We start from the raw sequence: 20,227 nt of genomic DNA, 5'->3' as shown, positions 1-20,227 counted from the left end.
AAAATAAGTGAGAATGCCAGCCATTCCAGACTGGCAAATCGCGCCTATCATATCCAAGAATCGTCATCAGCTTAAGGCCCAAGGTGCAAATGAAACGATCTGCTTTCTTTATCTCCGATGGCACCGGCATCACCGCCGAAACCCTGGGTCAAAGCCTGTTGGCGCAATTCGAAAACATCACATTCGCCAAATCCACGCAGCCTTATATCGACAGCGTTGAAAAAGCCCGGGCCATGGTCCAGAAAATCAACAAGGCCGCCGAAATGGACGGATTTCGCCCGATCATCTTCGATACCATCGTCAACCAGGACATTCGTGAGATCCTCGCAACGTCCAATGGTTTCATGATCGACATCTTTTCCACCTTTCTCGCCCCGCTGGAGCAGGAACTGAGCGAGCACTCGTCCTACTCGGTGGGCAAGTCGCATTCCATCGGCGGCAACTCCAACTACATGGAACGCATCGAGGCGGTGAACTTCGCCCTCGACAACGACGACGGCGCCCGCACCCACTACTACGACAAGGCCGACCTGATCCTGGTGGGCGTGTCGCGCTGCGGCAAGACCCCGACCTGCCTGTACATGGCGATGCAATTCGGTATCCGCGCGGCCAACTACCCGCTGACCGAGGACGACATGGAGCGCCTGCAACTGCCGGCCGCCCTGCGCGCTCACCAGCACAAGCTGTTCGGCCTGACCATCGACCCGGACCGCCTGACCGCGATCCGCAACGAACGCAAGCCCAACAGCCGCTATTCGAGCTACGCCCAGTGCGAATTCGAAGTGCGCGAAGTGGAAAACCTGTTCCGCCGGGAAAATATCCCGCATATCAATTCCACGCATTTTTCCGTGGAAGAGATCTCGGCGAAGATCCTCGTGGAAAAAGGCGTGGAGCGGCGCTTCAAATAACCTTGCCAGACACCTGTTCCTGCCCCAGCACCTGGGCCAGGGTTTCGAACCCGGCCTGCAACTGCCGGTCGTCCCCCGTGGTGTTGCACACACTGGCTCGCACGCACTGCGCCGCCGCGCTATGGCCAACGGCAAAGACCTCCGCCGTGGCGATCAGGTAACCCCGCTCCTTGAGTGCCGACTCCACTTCCGAGGCGCGCAGGGATTGCGGGACGCTGATCCAGAAATGCGGGCTATTGCGGTGAGTGCGATACTCCAGCCCGGCCAGCAACCCCTCGACCAGCGCCTTGCGCCGACTGACCTCCAGCACCTGCCGCGCCAGCAGCGCCTGGGCATCGCCGTCTTCGATCCATTGTGCCGCCAGTTCGTGCATCAATGGCGTCGCCATCCAGCAACTGGCACGCAGGCCACCGGCCAGTCGCCCGATCAGCGCCTGCGGCCCATGCACATAGCCGACCCGCAGTCCGGCGGCCACCGCCTTGCTCAGGCTGCCGATCAGGATAGTGCGCTCCGGGGCGAAGAAGCTCAGCGGCTCCGGCCGGTCCTGGACCAGCACACCATGGGTCTCATCTTCGATAATCAGCAGGTTGTGCCGACGACAGACCTCGACCAGCGCCTGGCGTCGCTCGGACGATTGCACACTGGCGATCGGGTTCTGCAAGGTCGGCGTGCAGTACAAGGCTGAAATCCGATGAGCGCGGCATGCCTCTTCGACCGCCTGCGGCAGCAGCCCCTCGGCATCCATTTCGGCGCCGATCAGGCGAATCCCCAGCAACCGCGCCGCACTGATCAGGCCCGGATAGCTCAGATTTTCCGTGACCAGCGTGTCCCCCGACTTCAACAACCCGAGCAACGCACTGAGCAAGCCGTGCTGGCCGCCGTTGACGCAAACCACCTGCTGCGCACTGGCGACAAACCCGCCATGGCTCAACCATTGGGCACCCGCCTGGCGATGCCGTTCGAAGCCGACCTCCGGTGCATAATTGGCCAACGCGGCGATCACCTGCGGATCACTCGCCAGGGCCTGCAGGCTGCGGGCAAAGCACTCCGCCTCGGCACCGGGAATATGCGTGTTGCGGCTCATGTCGAAATACTCGTGGACGCCCTCGCTGGGATGGCGAAAACCACGGTCGCGCTGCTGCTCGCGGGCACGATCACGGACAAAGGTGCCGTCGCCGATCCGCGCCACCACCCGCCCCAGGCGTTCCAGCTCACCATAGGCGCGACTGACGGTAGCCACCGTCACACCCAGTTGGTCGGACAGGCGCCGATGGGGCGGCAGCTTGGTGCCGGGTGCAATGACACCTTCTTCGATGCCCCGCTCGATCACATCACTGATGCGCTTGTACTTGAGGCCCTGGCCGTCCAGCAGTCCGGAGCGCAACATTGACACCATGTCGTTATAGTTTTTGACAGCCACTGGCGACCTCAATACTGTGAATTCACCCAATCAATGGGCCATATTAGCCGATTGAAAGGTTTATTCACGCTATTTTTTGCAGGAATGACACCATGTCAATTTCAGCCAACCTTGCCTTGCCCCGGGTCGAACAGCGCCGCTATCTCACCGCCCTGCTGACCAGCGTGTTGTTCCTGATTGTCTGTCTGTGCTGGGGCACCACCTGGCTGGGGATCAAGATCGCCGTGGAAAGCGTGCCGCCGTTGACTGCCGCCGGACTGCGCTTCCTGATCGCCTTCCCGCTGTTCCTCGGCTTTGCCGCCTGGCGCCGTGAGCCCCTGTATTTTCCCCGGGAACGCCGCGGCTTCTTCGTGTTCGTCACCCTCTGCTACTTCAGCCTGCCGTATTACCTGCTGAACTACGGTGAACAGCATGTTTCCTCGGGTCTGACCGCACTGCTGTTCAGTTGCATGCCGGTGTTCATCCTGATTTTCTCGGCGCTGTTCCTGCGGGAAAAGATCTATCTGTCCCAGGTCTTCGGAATTGTCGTGGGGTTTGCCAGCCTGTTCATGATCCTGCGCAGCCAGGGCCTGCGCCTGGATCACGCCGAGTTGTTCGGGGTGCTGGCGATCCTGGCGACAGCGGTGATGCACGCCTTGTGCTACGTGATCACCAAGCAGAAGGGCCAGGCCATCAGCGTGATCACCTACAACACCCTGCCCATCGGCATTGCCGGCCTGATGCTGTTTGTCGCGGGGCTGGGGCTCGAGTCGCCGCAGTTCAGCGAGATCACCCCACGTTCGTGGGGTGCGCTGTTCTACCTGGGGCTGGTGGCGTCGGTCGGCGGCTTTCTCGTCTATTTCCTGCTGCTCAAGCGGCTGAGCCCGGTGATCCTGTCGTTCGTCTTCATCATCTTCCCGGTGTTCGCCGTGCTGATCGGCGCCTGGTACGAAGACCTGCCGGTATCCCGGGACCTGATGCTGTATTCGGCGACCCTGCTGGTCGGCTTTGCGATCACCAAGTTGCCGCTGGAGAAATACCTGGCGGCCCGGTGACGCCCTCGGGCCTTGCGGCGCTCTCCAGGGCCCCATCGCCGGCAAGCCGGCTCCTACGGTACGGCGTACACCCGGACTTCCCAGGGCGTACACGGTCGTTGTGGGAGCTGGCTTGCCGGCGATGAGGTCGGTATGGACACCGCATGATCAAGCCGGCGTCTAGATCACGAACAGCTCGACAAAACGCTGCACCGGCGTTGCCTCCAGGCGTGCCGGGTCCTTGCACAGGGCAAGGATTTCGTTGCTGCGCTGGGCGGTGAAGCGCGTCGCCAGGTTGGCCCTGAACTTGTCCTCCAGCAACGGGATGCCCTCGGCCCGGCGGCGGCGATGGCCGATCGGGTACTCCACCACCACCTGTTCGGTGGCACTGCCATCCTTGAAGAACACCTGCACGGCATTGGCGATCGAGCGTTTGTCGGCCTCCAGATATTCGCGGGTGTAGCGCGGCTCTTCGACTATCAGCATCTTCTCGCGCAGCACATCGATGATCGGATGGGCCACGTGGAAATCATCCTCGTAGTGCTCGGCCACCAGATTGCCGAAAGCCAGCGGCACCGCCGTCATGTACTGGAGGCAGTGGTCACGGTCCGCGGCATTGGCCAACGGGCCGACCTTGGAAATGATGCGGATCGCCGATTCATGGGTGGTGATGACGATCCGGTCGATCTCGTGCAAGCGGTTCCTGACCAGCGGATGCAGGGTCACCGCCGCCTCGCAGGCGGTCTGGGCATGGAACTCGGCCGGGAAGCTGATCTTGAACAGCACGTTTTCCATGACATAGCTGCCGTATTCCCGGGACAGGCTGAAAGCGCGCTTGTCCTCGGGCTTGAGCGCCAGGTCCTTGTTGGTGTGGCTGAACAGCACGTCGTAGAAACCCCATTGCGGCGCGCTCAATACCCCGGGAATGCCCATTTCCCCACGCAGGGCGATATCCGCAAGGCGTACGCCTCGGCTGGTGGCATCCCCTGCCGCCCAGGATTTGCGTGAACCGGCATTCGGCGCATGACGATAGGTACGCAATGCCTGGCCATCGACAAAGGCATGGGACAGCGCCGCCAGCAACTGCTCACGACTGGCGCCCATCAATCTGGCGGTGACCGCCGTGGAAGCGACTTTCACCAGCAGCACATGATCGAGACCGACCCGGTTGAACGAGTTTTCCAGGGCGATCACCCCCTGGATCTCGTGGGCCATGATCATCGCTTCCAGCACCGTGCGCACGGTCAGCGGCGCCTCGCCGTTGGCCAGGCGCTTCTGTGACAGATGATCGGCCACCGCGAGAATCCCGCCGAGGTTATCCGAAGGGTGGCCCCACTCGGCTGCCAGCCAGGTGTCGTTATAGTCGAGCCAGCGGACGATACAGCCGATATCCCAGGCGGCCTTGACCGGGTCCAGGCGAAAACCGGTTCCCGGCACACGGGCGCCGAACGGCACCACCGTGCCCTCCACCAACGGCCCCAGGTGCTTGGTGCACTCGGGAAAGCGCAGGGCAAGCATGCCGCAGCCGAGGGTATCCATCAGGCAGTTGCGTGCGGTATCCAGCGCCTGCGCGGACTCGATGCGGTAATCGAGCACGTAGTCGGCGATGTCCTGCAGGACCTGGTCGTAGTCGGGACGGTTGTTCAGATCAACGTTGGCGCTCATCTTCGATTCACTCCGCTAGCGGTGCATGGGGTCGGTTCGGGCCTCGGGTTCAAGACTGATAACGGTTTATCAAACGATTTATTATTCCGGGCGGTGCGCTTTCATGTAGGAGCCGGCTTGCTGGCGATGGGGCCCGCGAGCCCTGCATTGCCTGATCGGCCATCATCGCCGGCAAGCCGGCTCCCACAAGTTTTGTGCTTCACCACAAAATCCCGAGCCCTCAGAAGGCATCGCCGGGCACACGCACCCAGCCTTCCATCAGCACCCGCGCACTGCGACTCATGATGGCCTTGACCACGCTCCACTCACCGTCGACCAGGGTCGCTTCGGCACCGACACGCAGGGCGCCCGACGGATGCCCGAAGCGCACCGAACCGCGCGCGCCACCGCCCGCCGCCAGGTTGACCAGGGTGCCGGGAATAGCCGCCGCCGTGCCGATGGCCACGGCCGCCGTGCCCATCATCGCGTGGTGCAGCTTGCCCATGGACAACGCCCGCACCAGCAGGTCGAGGTCACCCGCCGCCACCGGCTTGCCACTTGACGCGGTATAGCTCGCCGGCGGCGCGACAAAGGCCACCTTCGGCGTGTGCTGACGCTTGGCCGCCTCGTCGAGATGGGCGATCAGGCCCATGCGCAACGCACCGTAGGCGCGGATCGTCTCGAACATCGCCAGGGCCTTGGGGTCGCCGTTGATATCGCCCTGTAGTTCACTGCCGGTATAGCCGATATCCGCCGCGTTGACGAAGATGGTCGGGATGCCGGCGTTGATAAGGGTCGCCTTGAAGGTGCCGACACCCGGTACTTCGAGGTCATCCACCAGATTGCCGGTGGGAAACATCGAACCGCCCGCGCCCTCTTCCTCGGCCGCCGGGTCCATGAACTCGAGTTGCACTTCAGCGGCGGGAAAGGTCACGCCGTCGAGTTCGAAATCGCCGGTTTCCTGGACCTGACCCTCGGTAATCGGTACATGGGCAATGATGGTCTTGCCGATATTCACCTGCCAGATCCGCACCACCGCCATGCCATTGCGCGGAATGCGCGCGGCATCCACCAGGCCGGTGCTGATGGCGAACGAACCGACCGCCGCCGACAGGTTGCCGCAGTTGCCGCTCCAGTCGATAAACGGCTTGTCGATGGAGACCTGGCCGAACAGATAGTCGACATCGTGGCCGGCCTTGATGCTCCTGGACAGGATCACCGTCTTGCTGGTGCTGGAGGTCGCCCCGCCCATGCCGTCGATCTGTTTCTCATAGGGATCGGGGCTGCCGATCACCCGCAGCAGCAACGCATCCCGCGCCGCGCCGGGCAGTTGTGCCGCTTCTGGCAGGTCCTCGAGGTTGAAGAACACCCCTTTGCTGGTACCGCCACGCATATAGGTGGCGGGAATCCTGATTTGCGCTGCATGGGCCATGAAAGCTCCTGCGAAGTCTGAATACATATACTTGATCGATCGTTCCCACGCTCCAGCGTGGGAACGCCTCATGGGACGCTCCGCGTCCGCTCTGCAAGTGACGCGGAGCGTCACGGGCTGCGTTCCCACGCAGAGCGTGGGAACGATCACCCTGTTTTGTCTAGCCGGCCGTGGCCGATTGGAGGAAGTCCTGGGCAAAACGCTGCAGGACACCGCCGGCCTCGTAGATCGAGACCTCTTCGGCGGTATCCAGGCGGCAGGTCACCGGCACGTCGACACGCTCGCCGTTCCGGCGCTGGATCACCAGGGTCAGGATCGCCCGCGGTGTGCGCTCGCCGAGCACATCGAAGGTCTCGGTACCGTCGATACCCAGGGTCTTGCGATCGGTGCCCGGCAGGAACTCCAGCGGCAACACGCCCATGCCCACCAGGTTGGTGCGATGAATGCGCTCGAAGCCTTCGGCGGCGATCGCCTCGACCCCGGCCAGGCGCACGCCCTTGGCCGCCCAGTCACGGGACGAACCCTGGCCGTAGTCGGCACCGGCAATGATGATCAGCGGCTGCTTGCGTTCCAGGTAGGTTTCGATGGCTTCCCACATGCGCATGACCTGGCCTTCAGGCTCGACCCGCGCCAGGGAACCCTGCTTGACCTTGCCGTTTTCCACGACCATTTCGTTGAACAGCTTCGGGTTGGCGAAGGTCGCGCGCTGCGCGGTGAGATGGTCGCCGCGATGGGTGGCGTAGGAGTTGAAGTCCTCTTCCGGCAAACCCATTTTCGCCAGGTACTCGCCGGCCGCGCTGCCCCGCATGATGGCGTTGGACGGCGACAGGTGATCAGTGGTGATGTTGTCCGGCAGCACCGCCAGAGGACGCATGCCCTTGAGCGGCCGCGCACCGGCCAGGGCGCCTTCCCAGTAAGGCGGACGGCGGATATAGGTGCTCGTCGGCCGCCAGTCGTACAGCGGCGTGACCTTGGGCCCGGTGTCTTCGTGGATGGCGAACATCGGGATATAGACCTGGCGGAACTGCTCCGGCTTCACCGAAGCCTTGACCACCGCGTCGATTTCCTCGTCGCTCGGCCAGAGGTCCTTGAGGCGGATTTCCTTGCCTTCGGCGTCCAGGCCGAGCACGTCCTTCTCGATATCGAAGCGGATGGTGCCGGCAATCGCATAGGCCACCACCAGCGGCGGCGATGCGAGGAAAGCCTGCCTGGCGTACGGATGGATACGACCGTCGAAGTTGCGGTTGCCGGACAGCACGGCGGTGGCATAGAGATCGCGGTCGATGATTTCCTGCTGGATCACCGGGTCCAGCGCACCGGACATGCCGTTGCAGGTGGTACAGGCAAACGCCACCACGCCAAAGCCCAGTTGCTCCAGTTCGTCGGTCAACCCGGCTTCGTCCAGGTACAGCGCCACGGTCTTGGAGCCCGGCGCCAGCGACGACTTGACCCATGGTTTACGGGTCAGGCCGAGTCTGTTCGCGTTGCGCGCCAGCAGGCCCGCGGCGATCACGTTGCGCGGGTTGCTGGTATTGGTGCAACTGGTGATGGCGGCGATGATCACCGCGCCGTCGGGCATCTGCCCCGGTACATCGCTCCACTGGCCGGCAATGCCCTTGGCCGCCAGGTCGCTGGTGGCGACACGGGCGTGCGGGTTGCTGGGACCGGCCATGTTGCGCACCACCGAAGACAGGTCGAACTGCAGGTCGCGCTCGTACCGCGCATCCTTGAGGCTGTCGGCCCACAGGCCGGTCAGCTTGGCGTAGCTCTCGACCAGTTGCACCTGGGCGTCTTCACGACCGGTGAGTTTCAGGTAGTCGATAGTCTGCCGGTCGATATAGAACATCGCCGCCGTGGCGCCGTACTCCGGAGCCATGTTGGAGATGGTCGCGCGGTCGCCCAGGGTCAGCGCCGAAGCGCCCTCGCCGAAGAACTCCAGCCACGCACCGACGACTTTCTGCTTGCGCAGGAACTCGGTCAGCGCCAGCACCATGTCGGTGGCGGTGATGCCCGGTTGCAGCTTGCCGGTCAGTTCGACGCCGACGCTTTCCGGCAGGCGCATCCACGACGCGCGGCCAAGCATCACGCTCTCGGCTTCGAGGCCGCCGACACCGATGGCGATCACCCCCAGTGCATCGACGTGAGGCGTGTGACTGTCGGTGCCGACACAGGTATCGGGAAAGGCCACGCCGTCACGCGCCTGGATCACCGGGGACATTTTCTCCAGGTTGATCTGGTGCATGATGCCGTTGCCCGGCGGGATCACATCGACGTTCTTGAAAGCCTTCTTGGTCCAGTCGATAAAGTGGAAGCGGTCTTCGTTGCGACGGTCTTCGATGGCGCGGTTCTTGGTGAAGGCATCCGGATCGAAACCGCCGCACTCCACGGCCAGGGAATGGTCGACGATCAGTTGGGTCGGCACCACCGGGTTGACCTGGGCCGGATCCCCCCCCTGGGAAGCGATGGCGTCACGCAGGCCGGCGAGGTCCACCAGGGCGGTCTGGCCGAGAATGTCATGGCAGACCACACGGGCCGGGAACCAGGGAAAATCCAGGTCGCGCTTGCGTTCGATCAGTTGCCTGAGGGAATCGGTGAGCGTCGCCGGGTCGCAGCGCCGCACCAGGTTTTCGGCGAGCACCCGGGATGTGTAGGGCAGGCTGTCGTAGGCCCCGGGCTGGATGGCATCGACTGCCGCACGGGCGTCGAAGAAATCCAGATGGCTGCCGGGCAGCGGTTTACGGTATTGAGTGTTCATCGTCAGGACTCGATCACGGTAGTTACAAAGGGTGGGGCCTGGCACCAGACCTGAAGTGAACACAACCCACTGTGGGAGCGGGCTCGCCCGCGACAGCGCCAGGTCAGTCGACATCACTGTCGGATGTGACTCGGTCATCGCGGGCAAGCCCGCTCCCACAGGAATCCTGGTGAACTTCAGACCCCTGTGTCAGCCCTCGCCATTCAGCGTTGTTCGATTGGCACGAACTTGCGCTGCTCGACGCCGGTGTATTCGGCGCTCGGACGGATGATGCGGTTGTTGGCACGCTGCTCGAACACGTGCGCCGCCCAGCCGGTCAGGCGCGAGCAGACGAAGATCGGCGTGAACAGCTTGGTCGGGATACCCATGAAGTGGTACGCCGAGGCATGGTAGAAATCGGCGTTGGGGAACAGCTTCTTCTGTTCCCACATGGTCTTGTCGATGGCTTCGGAAACCGGGAACAGCACGGTGTCGCCGACCTCGTCGGCAAGCTTTTTCGACCAGCCCTTGATCACCTCATTGCGCGGATCGTTGTCTTTGTAGATCGCATGGCCGAAGCCCATGATCTTGTCCTTGCGCGCCAACATGCCGAGAGTGCCTTCGACGGCCTCCTGCGGCGAGCCGAAACGCTCGATCATTTCCATGGCCGCCTCGTTCGCGCCGCCGTGCAGCGGCCCGCGCAGGGAACCGATGGCCGCGGTGACACAGGAGAACAGGTCGGACAGGGTCGAGGCACAGACCCGCGCGGTGAAAGTCGAGGCGTTGAACTCGTGCTCCGCGTAGAGGATCAACGACACGTCCATCACCTTGCGGTGCAGCTCGCTCGGCGCCTTGCCGTGCAGCAGGTGGAGGAAATGCCCGCCGATGGAAGCCTCGTCGGTCACGCAGTCGATGCGCAGGCCTTCGTGGCTGAAACGATACCAGTAGCACATGATCGCCGGGAACGCGGCCAGCAGCCGGTCGGTGGCTTCGTGCTGGCGGGAGAAGTCGCCTTCGGGCTCGATATTGCCGAGGAACGAGCAGCCGGTGCGCATCACGTCCATCGGATGGGCGTCGGCGGGGATCCGCTCCAGCACTTCCTTCAGGGCCTGGGGCAAGTCGCGCAGGGTGCGCAGCTTGTCCATATAGGCGCTCAGTTGGGCCTGGCTCGGCAGATCGCCGTATAGCAGCAGGTAGGCGACTTCTTCAAAGCGCGCGTCGGCGGCCAGTTCACGCACGTCATAACCGCGATAGGTCAGGCCGGCACCGGCCTGGCCCACGGTGGACAAGGCCGTCTGCCCGGCCACCTGGCCACGCAGGCCGGCGCCACTCAGTACTTTTGCTTCAGCCATTGCTCTCTCCAATTCTTGAATTTATTCGGAACCTGGCACCACATTAATCCTGTAGGAGCCGGCTTGCCGGCGATGGCGGCAGGTCAGGCGATGCAAGACTCACAGGCCTCATCGCCGGCAAGCCGGCTCCTACACGGGTCTGCGTTCTACCGCCAATAGTGCGGTGGCTCAGCCCTTCTTCTGGGCAAACAGCGCATCGAGCTTCTGCTCGAAGGTGTGGTAGTCGATACGATCATAGAGCTCCATGCGGGTCTGCATGGTATCGATCACATTGGCCTGGGTGCCGTCGCGGCGAATCGCCGTGTAGACGTTTTCCGCCGCCTTGTTCATGGCGCGGAAAGCCGACAGCGGGTACAGCACCAGAGACACATCGGCGCCCGCCAGTTGCTCGACGGTGTACAGCGGCGTCGCGCCGAACTCGGTGATATTGGCCAGGATCGGCGCTTTCACCCGGTTGGCGAACAGCTTGTACATGTCCAGCTCGGTGATGGCTTCCGGGAAAATCATGTCGGCGCCGGCCTCGATGCAGGCGGCAGCACGATCCAGGGCAGACTCCAGCCCTTCCACGGCCAGCGCATCGGTGCGCGCCATGATCACGAAACTGTCATCGGTGCGGGCATCGACGGCGGCCTTGATGCGGTCGACCATTTCCTGCTGGGAGACGATTTCCTTGTTCGGCCGGTGACCGCAGCGCTTGGCGCCGACCTGGTCCTCGATATGGATCGCCGCCGCGCCGAACTTGCTCATCGACCTGACGGTACGGGCGACGTTGAACGCCGAGGAACCGAAGCCGGTGTCGACATCCACCAGCAGCGGCAGGTCGCAGACATCGGTGATGCGCCGGACATCGGTCAGCACGTCATCCAGGCCGGTGATGCCCAGGTCCGGCACGCCGAGGGAACCGGCGGCCACGCCGCCGCCCGACAGGTAGATCGCCTTGAAACCGGCGCGCCTGGCCAGCAGCGCATGGTTGGCGTTGATCGCACCGACCACCTGCAACGGATGCTCGCTGGCGACCGCATCGCGGAAACGCTGACCGGGCGTGTTTTTGTTGGAACCCTGACTCATGACTCACCTCGTGGAGTGGCTGTCGGTTTCGCGCTGTCCTGGTAGTGACGCGCAATATTGCGTTTCGATGCGCCGATATGGCGACGCATCAACAACTCGGCCAGTTCGCCGTCGCGATCGGCAATGGCATCGAGAATCCGGTGGTGTTCGGCAAAGGCCTGGCGCGGCCGGTTGGGCGTCGCGGAAAACTGGATGCGGTACATGCGCACCAACTGGTACAGCTCGCCGCACAGCATCTGGGTCAGGGTACGGTTGCCGGCGCCCTGGATGATCCGGTAATGGAAATCAAAGTCGCCTTCCTGTTGGTAATAACCGACTCCCGCCTGGAACGCCGCATCGCGTTCGTGGGTGTGCAGCACCTGGCGCAGTTCTTCGATCTCTTCGCTGGTCATGCGCTCGGCCGCCAGGCGGCAGGCCATGCCTTCGAGGGACTCGCGGATCTCATAGAGTTCGACCAGCTCGGCATGGCTCAGGGACACCACCCGCGCCCCTACATGGGGCACGCGCACCAGCAGGCGCTGGCCTTCCAGGCGATGGATGGCCTCGCGCAGCGGGCCACGGCTGATGCCATAGGTGCGCGCCAGTTCCGGCTCGGAAATCTTGCTGCCGGGGGCGATATCGCCCTTGACGATAGCCGCCTGGATGCGCCGGAAGACGTTCTCGGACAGCGTCTCCGAATCTTCCTGAACAGTCACGACTGGCTCCAGCTCATCCAGCATATTGTCGACACCTTTGAAATCAATGACGCCAAAACTAGCCAATACAGGCGTATCAGTCAAAGAATTAATTGGTATTGTCGACAATAGTCTAAGACCGACAGTAAACCGCGGGGTACAACAGAGGCAGCCCACAGCAAGCGCCCCCGGCGCTGGCGCCATGAAACCAGCATGCTAGAATGCCGCGCGCATCAGACGATGCCATGCCTGTCATATTCATCTGACAGACGCACGAGGAAGCTTGCGCTGTATTGCCAGTCACCTTGAATCAAGATTGCCCGATACGCGCCAGGATTTATGAGACTCAAGCCTTTCCCCCTACTGCTTCTGTTCCTGCTCGGTCTGCCCGGCCTCGGCCTCGCCACCGAGAAGACCGTGTACGGCCTGAACGAGTACGCCAACCTGGTCGGGATCGACCTGGAAGTCGCGGCCAAGCTCGACACCGGGGCCAAGACCGCCTCTCTCAGCGCCCGTGACATCAAACGCTTCAAGCGCGACGGCGAAAGCTGGGTACGCTTCTACCTGGCCATCGATGCCGCCCATTCGCACCCCATCGAACTGCCGCTGGCCCGTGTCAGCAAGATCAAGCGTCGCTCCGGCGACTACGACCCGGACGAGGACAAGGCCTATACCGCCCGCCCGGTGATTGCCCTGAATGTTTGCATGGGCACGGCTTTACGCAGTATTGAAGTGAACTTGACCGACCGAAGTGCATTCCAATACCCGCTTCTGATCGGCTCCGAGGCGCTCAAGCGCTTCGACGCGCTGGTCGATCCCAGCCTTAAATACGCTGCCGGCAAACCCGCCTGCATCGCCGACGCTCAAACCGCCGAGTAATTCGCATGCGTTCTCTTACCCTCCATCTGAAAATCCTCATCGCCGTCCTGGTGGCGCTGGGTATTTCAGTCACGGCCTATCAGATCTTCGTGCTGGGGATTCCGGTCACCGAGGATGCCACGGACGACCTGTGGAACATCGACGCCAAGGTCGAGTTCGTCGCCGCGAGCAAGGACCCGGTGAAGATCCAGATGTTCGTGCCGCCGCTGAGCCGCGACTACGTCAGCCTCAATGAGAGCTTCATTTCCAACAACTATGGCGTGAGCGTCAATCGTACCGACGGCAACCGCAAGGTCACGTGGTCGGCACGGCGGGTCAGCGGCAAGCAGACCCTGTATTACCGCCTGGTGCTGACCAAGCGCTACACCGGCGAAAAACCCAAGGTCAAAGGCCCGACCTTCCGCGACAGCATGGCCATCGAAGGCCCGGAAAAGATCGCCGCCGAAGCCCTGCTCGCGCCGATCCGCCAGCACTCGGCGGATGTCGAGACCTTCATCGGCGAGACCATCAAGCGGGTCAACAACCTCAACGACGACAACGTCAAGCTGCTGCTGGCGGGCGATCCGTCGACGCCGCACAAGGCACAGATCATCGAGTTGCTGCTGTCCATCGCCCACGTACCACTGGAAAAGGTCCACACCATCCGCCTGGTGGCCGACCAGCCGCAGACCCCGGAACTGTGGTTGCGCAGCTTCAACGGCAACGACTGGCTGTACTTCAACCCGGACACCGGCGAACAGGGCCTACCCAGCGACCGCCTGCTGTGGTGGACCGGCGACGACAACCTGATCACCGTCGAAGGCGGCAAGAAGGCCAGCGTCAATTTCAGCCTGAACAACAGCGAGATGAACGCCATCCGCCTGGCCAAGCTGACCGACGAGAACTCCGACGCCAACTTCCTCGAATACTCGCTCTACGGCCTGCCGCTGCAAACCCAGCAGACCTTCATGATCATGGTGATGATCCCGATCGGCGTGCTGGTGATCCTGATCCTGCGCAACCTGATCGGCCTGCAGACCCTCGGCACCTTCACCCCGGTGCTGATCGCCCTGGCCTTCCGCGAAACCCAACTGGGCTTCGGCATCATTCTGTTCACCATCATCACCGCCCTCGGCCTGTCGCTGCGCTCCTACCTGGAACACCTGAAGCTGCAGATGCTGCCGCGGCTGTCGGTGGTGCTGACCTTTGTCGTGGTGCTGATCGCCGCCATCAGCCTGTTCAGCCACAAGCTCGGCCTGGAGCGCGGCCTGTCGGTGGCGCTGTTCCCGATGGTGATCCTGACCATGACCATCGAGCGCCTGTCCATTACCTGGGAAGAGCGTGGCGGTAGCCATGCGATGAAAGTCGCGATCGGCACTCTGTTCGCCGCCTCCCTGGCACACCTGATCATGAGCGTGCCGGAACTGGTGTACTTCGTCTTCACCTTCCCGGCGATCCTGCTGATCCTGGTGGGCTTCATGCTGGCCATGGGTCGCTACCGCGGGTATCGCCTGACCGAACTGGTGCGCTTCAAGGCCTTCCTCAAGGAAGACGCCTGATGTTCGGCCTGTGGAAAACCTGGAAGGCCCTGGAAGCCAAGGGCATCATGGGGATCAACCGGCGCAACGCCGACTATGTGCTCAAGTACAACAAGCGCAGCCTGTACCCGATCGTCGATGACAAGATCATCACCAAGGAACGGGCGATCAAGGCCGGTATCCATGTACCGGAAATGTACGGCGTGATCTCCACGGAAAAGGACATCGACAAGCTCGGCGAGATCATCGGCGGGCGCAGCGACTTCGTCATCAAGCCGGCCCAGGGCGCCGGCGGCGACGGCATCCTGGTGATCGCCGATCGCTTCGAAGGACGCTACCGGACGATTTCCGGGCGGATCATCAGCCATGAGGAAATCGAGCACCAGGTGTCCAGCATCCTCACCGGGCTCTATTCCCTGGGCGGCCACCGCGATCGCGCGCTGATCGAATACCGGGTGACCCCCGACCAGATCTTCAAGAGCATCAGCTACGAAGGCGTGCCGGACATCCGCATCATCGTGCTGATGGGCTATCCGGTGATGGCGATGCTGCGCCTGCCGACCCGCCAGTCCAACGGCAAGGCCAACCTGCACCAGGGCGCCATCGGCGTCGGCGTGGACCTGGCGACCGGCCTGACCCTGCGTGGCACCTGGCTGAACAACATCATCCGCAAGCACCCGGACACCACCAACGCGGTGGATGGCGTGCAACTGCCGAACTGGGACGGCTTCATGAAGCTGGCCGCCGGTTGCTACGAGTTGTGTGGCCTGGGCTATATCGGCGTGGACATGGTCCTGGACCAGGACAAGGGCCCGCTGATCCTCGAACTCAACGCCCGGCCGGGGCTGAATATCCAGATTGCCAACGACTGCGGCCTGACCACCCGCGCCCATGCCGTGGAAGCGCACCTGGAACGGCTGGCCGCCGCCGGCATCAGCGAGACCCCGCAAGAGCGGGTGCGTTTCGTCCAGGACATGTTCGGCCATGTGCCGCCGAAGGATGCCTGAACCCATGACTTTGTGGGAGCGGGCTTGCCCGCGAAGGCGTCCCTGAGGACGCCAAGAGCTTCGCGGGCAAGCCCGCTCCTACACCAGCAGCATTGCCACATCATGCCCTTCCACAAAGCCACATAAGCCCTTCCCCAAAAAATGTGTGGCCATCGAGATGCCCATCACCGACACCCCTCTAGGAGCGACGCCTGCAGGGGACTACAATCGCCGTCCGCGCGCCAAAGGCTGATCCGCCCCGCATGTTGACCTGCTCCGTACACCCGCTGCCCTATTCCGCCGATCCCGCCCGTTACTTCGCGGCGATTCGCCATGCCCCCGGCGCGGTGCTGCTCGACAGCGGCCGCCCGGCTGCCGAACGCGGGCGTTATGACCTGCTCAGTGCCTGGCCGCTGGAGCAACTGGCGGTGCTGCCGAATGAGCCGGGGGCGGCTTTCCTGCACCGCCTGCGGGACAACCTGAACCGCCTGGGCGAAGCGGCCCTGCCCGCGCCTTATGAGTTGCCGTTCGTCGGCGGGCTGATCGGTTATCTCAGCTACGATTTCGGTCGTCATCTCGAAGCGCTGCCCAGCCACGCCCGGGACGACCTGCAATTGCCCGAGGCGCGCTTTGGCCTGTACGCCTGGGCACTGATCAGCGACCACCAGCAAGGCAGCAGCCAACTGGTCTTCCACCCCAGCGTGGCAGCGGCCGAGCGCGAACGCCTGATCGACCTGTTCAGCCACACCCCGGCGGATGAGCACGACAGCTTCCAGCTGACCACACCGATGGCCGCGGACCTCGACGCCGAGACCTATCGCCAGGCCTTCGAGCGTATCCAGCGGTACATCCAGGCGGGCGACTGCTATCAGGTGAATTTCGCCCAGCGTTTTCGCGCCACCTGCCAGGGCGATCCGTGGGTCGCCTACAGGGCCCTGCGTGCCGCCTGCCCGACACCGTTCTCCGGCTTCCAGAGCCTGCCCGACCACGGCGCGGTGCTGAGCCTGTCACCGGAGCGTTTTGTCCGGGTCAGTGCCGGCCAGGTGGAGACCCGGCCGATCAAGGGCACGCGGCCACGGGGCAAGGACGCCGCCGAGGACGCGGCCAATGCCGCCGAGCTGCTGGCCAGCGCCAAGGACCGCGCGGAAAACCTGATGATCGTCGACCTGCTGCGCAATGACCTCGGTCGTACCTGTCGGATCGGCAGCGTGCGGGTGCCGGAGCTGTTCAGCCTGGAGAGCTACCCGAATGTGCACCACCTGGTCAGCAGCGTGACCGCTGAACTGGCCGACGGCCAGGATGCCCTGGACCTGATTGCCGGCAGCTTCCCCGGCGGCTCGATCACCGGCGCGCCGAAGATTCGCGCCATGCAGATCATCGACGAACTCGAGCCGACACGCCGCGCGCTGTACTGCGGCTCGTTGCTGTACCTGGACGTACGCGGCGAGATGGACAGCTCGATCGCCATCCGCAGCCTGCTGGTCAAGGACGGCCAGGTCTGTTGCTGGGGCGGCGGCGGGATTGTCGCCGACTCCGACTGGCAGGCCGAGTACCAGGAATCGATCACCAAGGTGAAGGTGTTGCTGGATACCCTGCAAAACCTCTAGCACACACCGATTGATTGATCGTTCCCACGCTCCGCGTGGGAATGCAGTCCGTGACGCTCTGCGTCACAAGAGCGGACGCAGAGCGTCCAGAGAGGCGTTACCACGCGGAGCGTGGGAACGATCCTAACGATCCTAGAGATTCAGGGCGCGGTTCGACGCCTTGAGGAACTCCTGCTTCAAATCGGCAAAACTGTGCACCGCCGGGAACTGCGGGAATTCGCGGATCACATTGTCCGGCGCATGGAACAGGATACCCACGTCCGCCTCGCCGAGCATGCTGGTGTCATTGTACGAATCACCGGCGGCGATCACCCGGTAGTACAGGCTCTTGAATGCCAGCACCGACTGCCGCTTGGGGTCTTTCTGGCGCAGCTGGTAGTTCACCACCCGCCCGCTGTCATCGGTGATCAAGCGGTGGCACAACAAGGTCGGGAACCCCAGCTGGCGCATCAACGGCTGGGAAAACTCATAGAAGGTGTCCGAGAGGATCACCACCTGGAACCGCTCGCGCAGCCAGTTGACGAACTCCACCGCGCCGTCCAGCGGCTTGAGGGTGCCGATCACTTCCTGGATATCCGCAAGCTTGAGGCCGTGCTCGTCGAGGATCCGCAGGCGCTGCTTCATCAGGACGTCGTAGTCGGGAATATCCCGGGTGGTGGCCCTGAGCGATTCAATACCGGTTTGTTCAGCAAAGGCGATCCAGATTTCCGGGACCAGCACACCTTCCAGGTCGAGACAGGCAATTTCCACAGCACACTCCTTGATTGGGCGAAGAGCCAGTTGCGCGAGCAGGGCAACGCAACCGGCACTCTAGCGACTCGCTCCCGGCACCGCAACGCAGCGCGGGCGGACCGTGTCCGCAGGATTTTGTTACTATTGCCTTCTATATGAGCGCAAAGCGCCACTGACTGTAGGAACCGCCTGATGAGCCAACCGTTCGACGTCGCTGAACTCGCCGCGACATACGCCAACAAATCCGCCCAGGACATCCTCAAGCTGGCCTTCGCCCAGTTTGGCGACGACCTGTGGATATCTTTCAGCGGTGCCGAGGACGTGGTGCTGGTGGACATGGCCTGGAAGCTGAACAAGAACGTCAAGGTCTTCAGCCTCGACACCGGTCGCCTGCATCCGGAGACCTATCGCTTTATCGATCAGGTCCGCGAGTTCTACAAGATCGATATCGAGCTGGTGTCCCCCGATCACAGCAAGCTCGAACCCTTCGTCAAGGAGAAAGGCCTGTTCAGCTTCTACAAGGACGGCCATGGCGAGTGCTGCGGCATCCGCAAGATCGAGCCGCTGCGGCGCAAGCTGTCCGGCGTGACGGCCTGGGCCACCGGCCAGCGTCGCGACCAGAGCCCGGGCACCCGCAGCCAGGTGGCGGTGCTGGAAATCGACAGCGCCTTCTCGACACCGGAACGTACCCTGTACAAATTCAACCCGCTGGCGCAGATGAGCAGCGAGGAAATCTGGGGCTACATCCGCATGCTCGAGCTGCCGTACAACAGCCTGCACGAGCGCGGCTTCATCAGCATCGGGTGCGAACCCTGCACCCGCCCGGTACTGCCCAACCAGCACGAGCGCGAAGGTCGCTGGTGGTGGGAAGAAGCCACCCAGAAAGAATGTGGCCTGCATGCCGGCAACCTGATCGCCAAGAACTGAAAGTCGAACATGATCCTTGGATGATCGTTCCCACGCGCAGCAAAGGCATGCAGCCCGTGATGCACTGCGTCACAAGAGCGGACGCGGAGCGTCCAGAGAGGCGTTCCCACGCAGCGCGTGGGAACGATCAAAAAACTGAAGGCCGAACATGATCCTTGCGCGATCCTTGTAGGAGCCTGGCTTGCCAGCGATGACGTCCGCGAGATCGCCATCGCTGGCAAGCCAGGCTCCTACAGGTCAGGCGTCGCTTTCAAGTTCGTATCCAGCACCCATGAAAAAGCCCCGAACCAGTCGGGGCTTTTTCATATCCGGGTGACTCAGTGCACCGGCAACTCGACGCCGTCGAACAGCTCTTCGAGTTCCTGCTTGTTGTGGCACTGGATGGCCTTGGCCATGACTTCACGGGTCAGGTGCGGTGCGAACTTCTCGATGAAGTCGCACATGAAGCCGCGCAGGAAGGTGCCGCGACGGAAACCGATCTTGGTCACGCTGGACTCGAACAGTTCGCTGGCATCGAGTACCACCAGGTCCTTGTCGAGCACCGTGTCGACCGCCATTTTCGCCACGATTCCGACACCCAGGCCCAGGCGCACATAAGTCTTGATCACGTCGGCGTCGGCGGCGGTGAACACCACCTTCGGGGTCAGGCCGCGATGGCTGAAGGCCTCGTCCAGCTTGGAGCGCCCGGTGAAACCGAACACATAGGTGACGATCGGGTATTCGGCCAGGGTTTCCAGGGTCAGCTTCGGCAGCTTGGTCAACGGATGTCCCTGGGGCACCACCACGCAGCGGTTCCAGCGGTAGCACGGCATCATCACCAGGTCACCGAACAGTTCCAGCGCCTCGGTGGCAATCGCGAAATCCACGGTGCCGTCGGCGGCCATCTCGGCGATTTGCATCGGCGACCCCTGGTGCATGTGCAGGGCAACGTCCGGGTACTGCTTGATGAAATTGCTGATCACCGGCGGCAAGGCATAACGCGCCTGGGTGTGGGTGGTGGCGATCGACAGGGTGCCCTTCTTCTCGTTGGAGAATTCCTGGGCGATCTGCTTGATACTCTCGACCTTGCGCAGGATCTCGCCGGCGGTGGTGATGATACGTTCACCGGCAGGCGTGACGCGGGTCAGGTGCTTGCCGCTGCGGGCGAAAACCTCGACGCCCAACTCGTCTTCGAGCAGGCGGATCTGTTTGCTGATACCCGGCTGTGAGGTGTAGAGGCTTTGGGCAGTCGCGGAGACGTTGAGGTCGTGGTGCGCCACTTCCCAGATGTAGCGCAGTTGTTGAAGCTTCATATGTATCCCTCAAAGCAGGTAGACGCCACAGGCAGCAGCGGC

The 20,227-nt window shown here is 62.8% G+C and carries 16 protein-coding genes; 7 read left to right on the top strand and 9 right to left on the bottom strand.

Features of this window, described 5'->3' with window-relative positions:
• Nucleotides 1–89 precede the first annotated feature (89 nt).
• Nucleotides 90–908, top strand: a complete 819-nt coding sequence (gene ppsR, locus HX851_RS34700; RefSeq protein ID WP_177057581.1) for a posphoenolpyruvate synthetase regulatory kinase/phosphorylase PpsR — start codon at nt 90–92, stop codon at nt 906–908.
• On the opposite strand, the gene HX851_RS34695 is transcribed toward ppsR, so the two are convergent.
• The gene (locus HX851_RS34695; protein WP_501037608.1) at nt 901–2,328 is read right to left on the bottom strand and encodes an aminotransferase-like domain-containing protein; all 1,428 of its coding nucleotides are present in this window, start codon (nt 2,326–2,328) and stop codon (nt 901–903) included. The two genes, ppsR and HX851_RS34695, sit on opposite strands and share 8 nt — an antisense overlap.
• A 92-nt stretch (nt 2,329–2,420) precedes the next feature.
• Between HX851_RS34695 and HX851_RS34690 the strand changes: the two genes are divergently transcribed.
• A complete protein-coding gene (locus HX851_RS34690; RefSeq protein ID WP_177064243.1) occupies nt 2,421–3,362 on the top strand; it encodes a DMT family transporter in 942 nt (313 codons plus the stop codon).
• Nucleotides 3,363–3,521: 159 nt separating this feature from the next.
• On the opposite strand, the gene prpD is transcribed toward HX851_RS34690, so the two are convergent.
• The 6 genes from prpD to HX851_RS34660 form a co-directional block, all read right to left on the bottom strand.
• The gene (gene prpD, locus HX851_RS34685) at nt 3,522–5,006 is read right to left on the bottom strand and encodes a 2-methylcitrate dehydratase (RefSeq protein ID WP_177064242.1); all 1,485 of its coding nucleotides are present in this window, start codon (nt 5,004–5,006) and stop codon (nt 3,522–3,524) included.
• Nucleotides 5,007–5,226: 220 nt separating this feature from the next.
• Complete coding sequence (prpF, locus tag HX851_RS34680) at nt 5,227–6,417, bottom strand: 2-methylaconitate cis-trans isomerase PrpF (protein WP_177057584.1); 1,191 nt, start codon at nt 6,415–6,417, stop codon at nt 5,227–5,229.
• A gap of 160 nt (nt 6,418–6,577) precedes the next feature.
• Nucleotides 6,578–9,172 carry a Fe/S-dependent 2-methylisocitrate dehydratase AcnD gene (gene acnD, locus HX851_RS34675; protein ID WP_177064241.1) on the bottom strand — a complete coding sequence of 865 codons (2,595 nt, stop codon included), beginning with the start codon at nt 9,170–9,172 and terminating at the stop codon, nt 6,578–6,580.
• A gap of 203 nt (nt 9,173–9,375) precedes the next feature.
• Nucleotides 9,376–10,503: a bifunctional 2-methylcitrate synthase/citrate synthase gene (prpC, locus tag HX851_RS34670; protein ID WP_177064240.1), complete on the bottom strand. Its 1,128-nt coding sequence runs from the start codon at nt 10,501–10,503 to the stop codon at nt 9,376–9,378.
• A gap of 168 nt (nt 10,504–10,671) precedes the next feature.
• Nucleotides 10,672–11,571, bottom strand: a complete 900-nt coding sequence (gene prpB / locus HX851_RS34665) for a methylisocitrate lyase (RefSeq protein WP_177057587.1) — start codon at nt 11,569–11,571, stop codon at nt 10,672–10,674.
• Nucleotides 11,568–12,290, bottom strand: coding sequence for a GntR family transcriptional regulator (locus HX851_RS34660; RefSeq protein ID WP_177057588.1), 723 nt, complete (start codon nt 12,288–12,290; stop codon nt 11,568–11,570). The genes prpB and HX851_RS34660 overlap by 4 nt, the downstream gene beginning before the upstream one ends.
• Nucleotides 12,291–12,584: 294 nt before the next feature.
• On the opposite strand from HX851_RS34660, the gene rloA reads away from it, so the two are divergent.
• The 4 genes from rloA (at nt 12,585) to pabB (ending at nt 17,234) form a co-directional block, all read left to right on the top strand.
• Entirely contained in the window at nt 12,585–13,124 is a 540-nt protein-coding gene (gene rloA / locus HX851_RS34655; protein ID WP_177064239.1) for a retropepsin-like aspartic peptidase RloA, read from the top strand.
• Between the two features lie 5 nt (nt 13,125–13,129).
• Complete coding sequence (gene rloB, locus HX851_RS34650; protein WP_177057590.1) at nt 13,130–14,662, top strand: osmotic stress tolerance membrane protein RloB; 1,533 nt, start codon at nt 13,130–13,132, stop codon at nt 14,660–14,662.
• Nucleotides 14,662–15,648 (top strand): alpha-L-glutamate ligase-like protein, encoded by a 987-nt coding sequence (locus HX851_RS34645; protein ID WP_177064238.1) that lies wholly within the window; start codon nt 14,662–14,664, stop codon nt 15,646–15,648. The genes rloB and HX851_RS34645 overlap by 1 nt, the downstream gene beginning before the upstream one ends.
• Nucleotides 15,649–15,890: 242 nt before the next feature.
• On the top strand, nt 15,891–17,234 hold the full coding sequence (pabB, locus tag HX851_RS34640) for an aminodeoxychorismate synthase component I (protein WP_177064237.1): 1,344 nt from the start codon (nt 15,891–15,893) through the stop codon (nt 17,232–17,234).
• Nucleotides 17,235–17,366: 132 nt separating this feature from the next.
• Here the strand turns inward: pabB and thrH are convergent, their stop codons facing one another.
• A complete protein-coding gene (thrH, locus tag HX851_RS34635; protein ID WP_177064236.1) occupies nt 17,367–17,984 on the bottom strand; it encodes a bifunctional phosphoserine phosphatase/homoserine phosphotransferase ThrH in 618 nt (205 codons plus the stop codon).
• A 174-nt stretch (nt 17,985–18,158) separates the two neighbouring features.
• On the opposite strand from thrH, the gene HX851_RS34630 reads away from it, so the two are divergent.
• Nucleotides 18,159–18,893 (top strand): phosphoadenylyl-sulfate reductase, encoded by a 735-nt coding sequence (locus tag HX851_RS34630; RefSeq protein WP_177057594.1) that lies wholly within the window; start codon nt 18,159–18,161, stop codon nt 18,891–18,893.
• 317 nt (nt 18,894–19,210) lie between these two features.
• Here HX851_RS34630 and cysB read toward each other — a convergent pair whose 3' ends face one another.
• Entirely contained in the window at nt 19,211–20,185 is a 975-nt protein-coding gene (cysB, locus tag HX851_RS34625; protein WP_017128033.1) for an HTH-type transcriptional regulator CysB, read from the bottom strand.
• Nucleotides 20,186–20,227: the final 42 nt, after the last annotated feature.

Origin of the sequence: Pseudomonas gingeri (assembly GCF_013385635.1) — a bacterium.
GTDB lineage: Bacteria > Pseudomonadota > Gammaproteobacteria > Pseudomonadales > Pseudomonadaceae > Aquipseudomonas > Aquipseudomonas gingeri_A.
This window is presented reverse-complemented; position numbering and strand designations above follow the sequence as displayed.

Excerpts from the sequence above, each read along its gene's own strand:
- HX851_RS34690 (WP_177064243.1), top strand. The coding sequence starts at position 2,421 with ATGTCAATTTCAGCCAACCTTGCCTTGCCCCGGGTCGAACAGCGCCGC.
- HX851_RS34630 (WP_177057594.1), top strand. The coding sequence starts at position 18,159 with ATGAGCCAACCGTTCGACGTCGCTGAACTCGCCGCGACATACGCCAAC.
- pabB (WP_177064237.1), top strand. The coding sequence starts at position 15,891 with ATGTTGACCTGCTCCGTACACCCGCTGCCCTATTCCGCCGATCCCGCC.
- HX851_RS34645 (WP_177064238.1), top strand. The coding sequence starts at position 14,662 with ATGTTCGGCCTGTGGAAAACCTGGAAGGCCCTGGAAGCCAAGGGCATC.
- prpB (WP_177057587.1), bottom strand. The coding sequence starts at position 11,571 with ATGAGTCAGGGTTCCAACAAAAACACGCCCGGTCAGCGTTTCCGCGAT.
- rloB (WP_177057590.1), top strand. The coding sequence starts at position 13,130 with ATGCGTTCTCTTACCCTCCATCTGAAAATCCTCATCGCCGTCCTGGTG.
- ppsR (WP_177057581.1), top strand. The coding sequence starts at position 90 with ATGAAACGATCTGCTTTCTTTATCTCCGATGGCACCGGCATCACCGCC.
- HX851_RS34660 (WP_177057588.1), bottom strand. The coding sequence starts at position 12,290 with ATGCTGGATGAGCTGGAGCCAGTCGTGACTGTTCAGGAAGATTCGGAG.
- prpD (WP_177064242.1), bottom strand. The coding sequence starts at position 5,006 with ATGAGCGCCAACGTTGATCTGAACAACCGTCCCGACTACGACCAGGTC.
- cysB (WP_017128033.1), bottom strand. The coding sequence starts at position 20,185 with ATGAAGCTTCAACAACTGCGCTACATCTGGGAAGTGGCGCACCACGAC.
- prpF (WP_177057584.1), bottom strand. The coding sequence starts at position 6,417 with ATGGCCCATGCAGCGCAAATCAGGATTCCCGCCACCTATATGCGTGGC.
- acnD (WP_177064241.1), bottom strand. The coding sequence starts at position 9,172 with ATGAACACTCAATACCGTAAACCGCTGCCCGGCAGCCATCTGGATTTC.
- prpC (WP_177064240.1), bottom strand. The coding sequence starts at position 10,503 with ATGGCTGAAGCAAAAGTACTGAGTGGCGCCGGCCTGCGTGGCCAGGTG.
- rloA (WP_177064239.1), top strand. The coding sequence starts at position 12,585 with ATGAGACTCAAGCCTTTCCCCCTACTGCTTCTGTTCCTGCTCGGTCTG.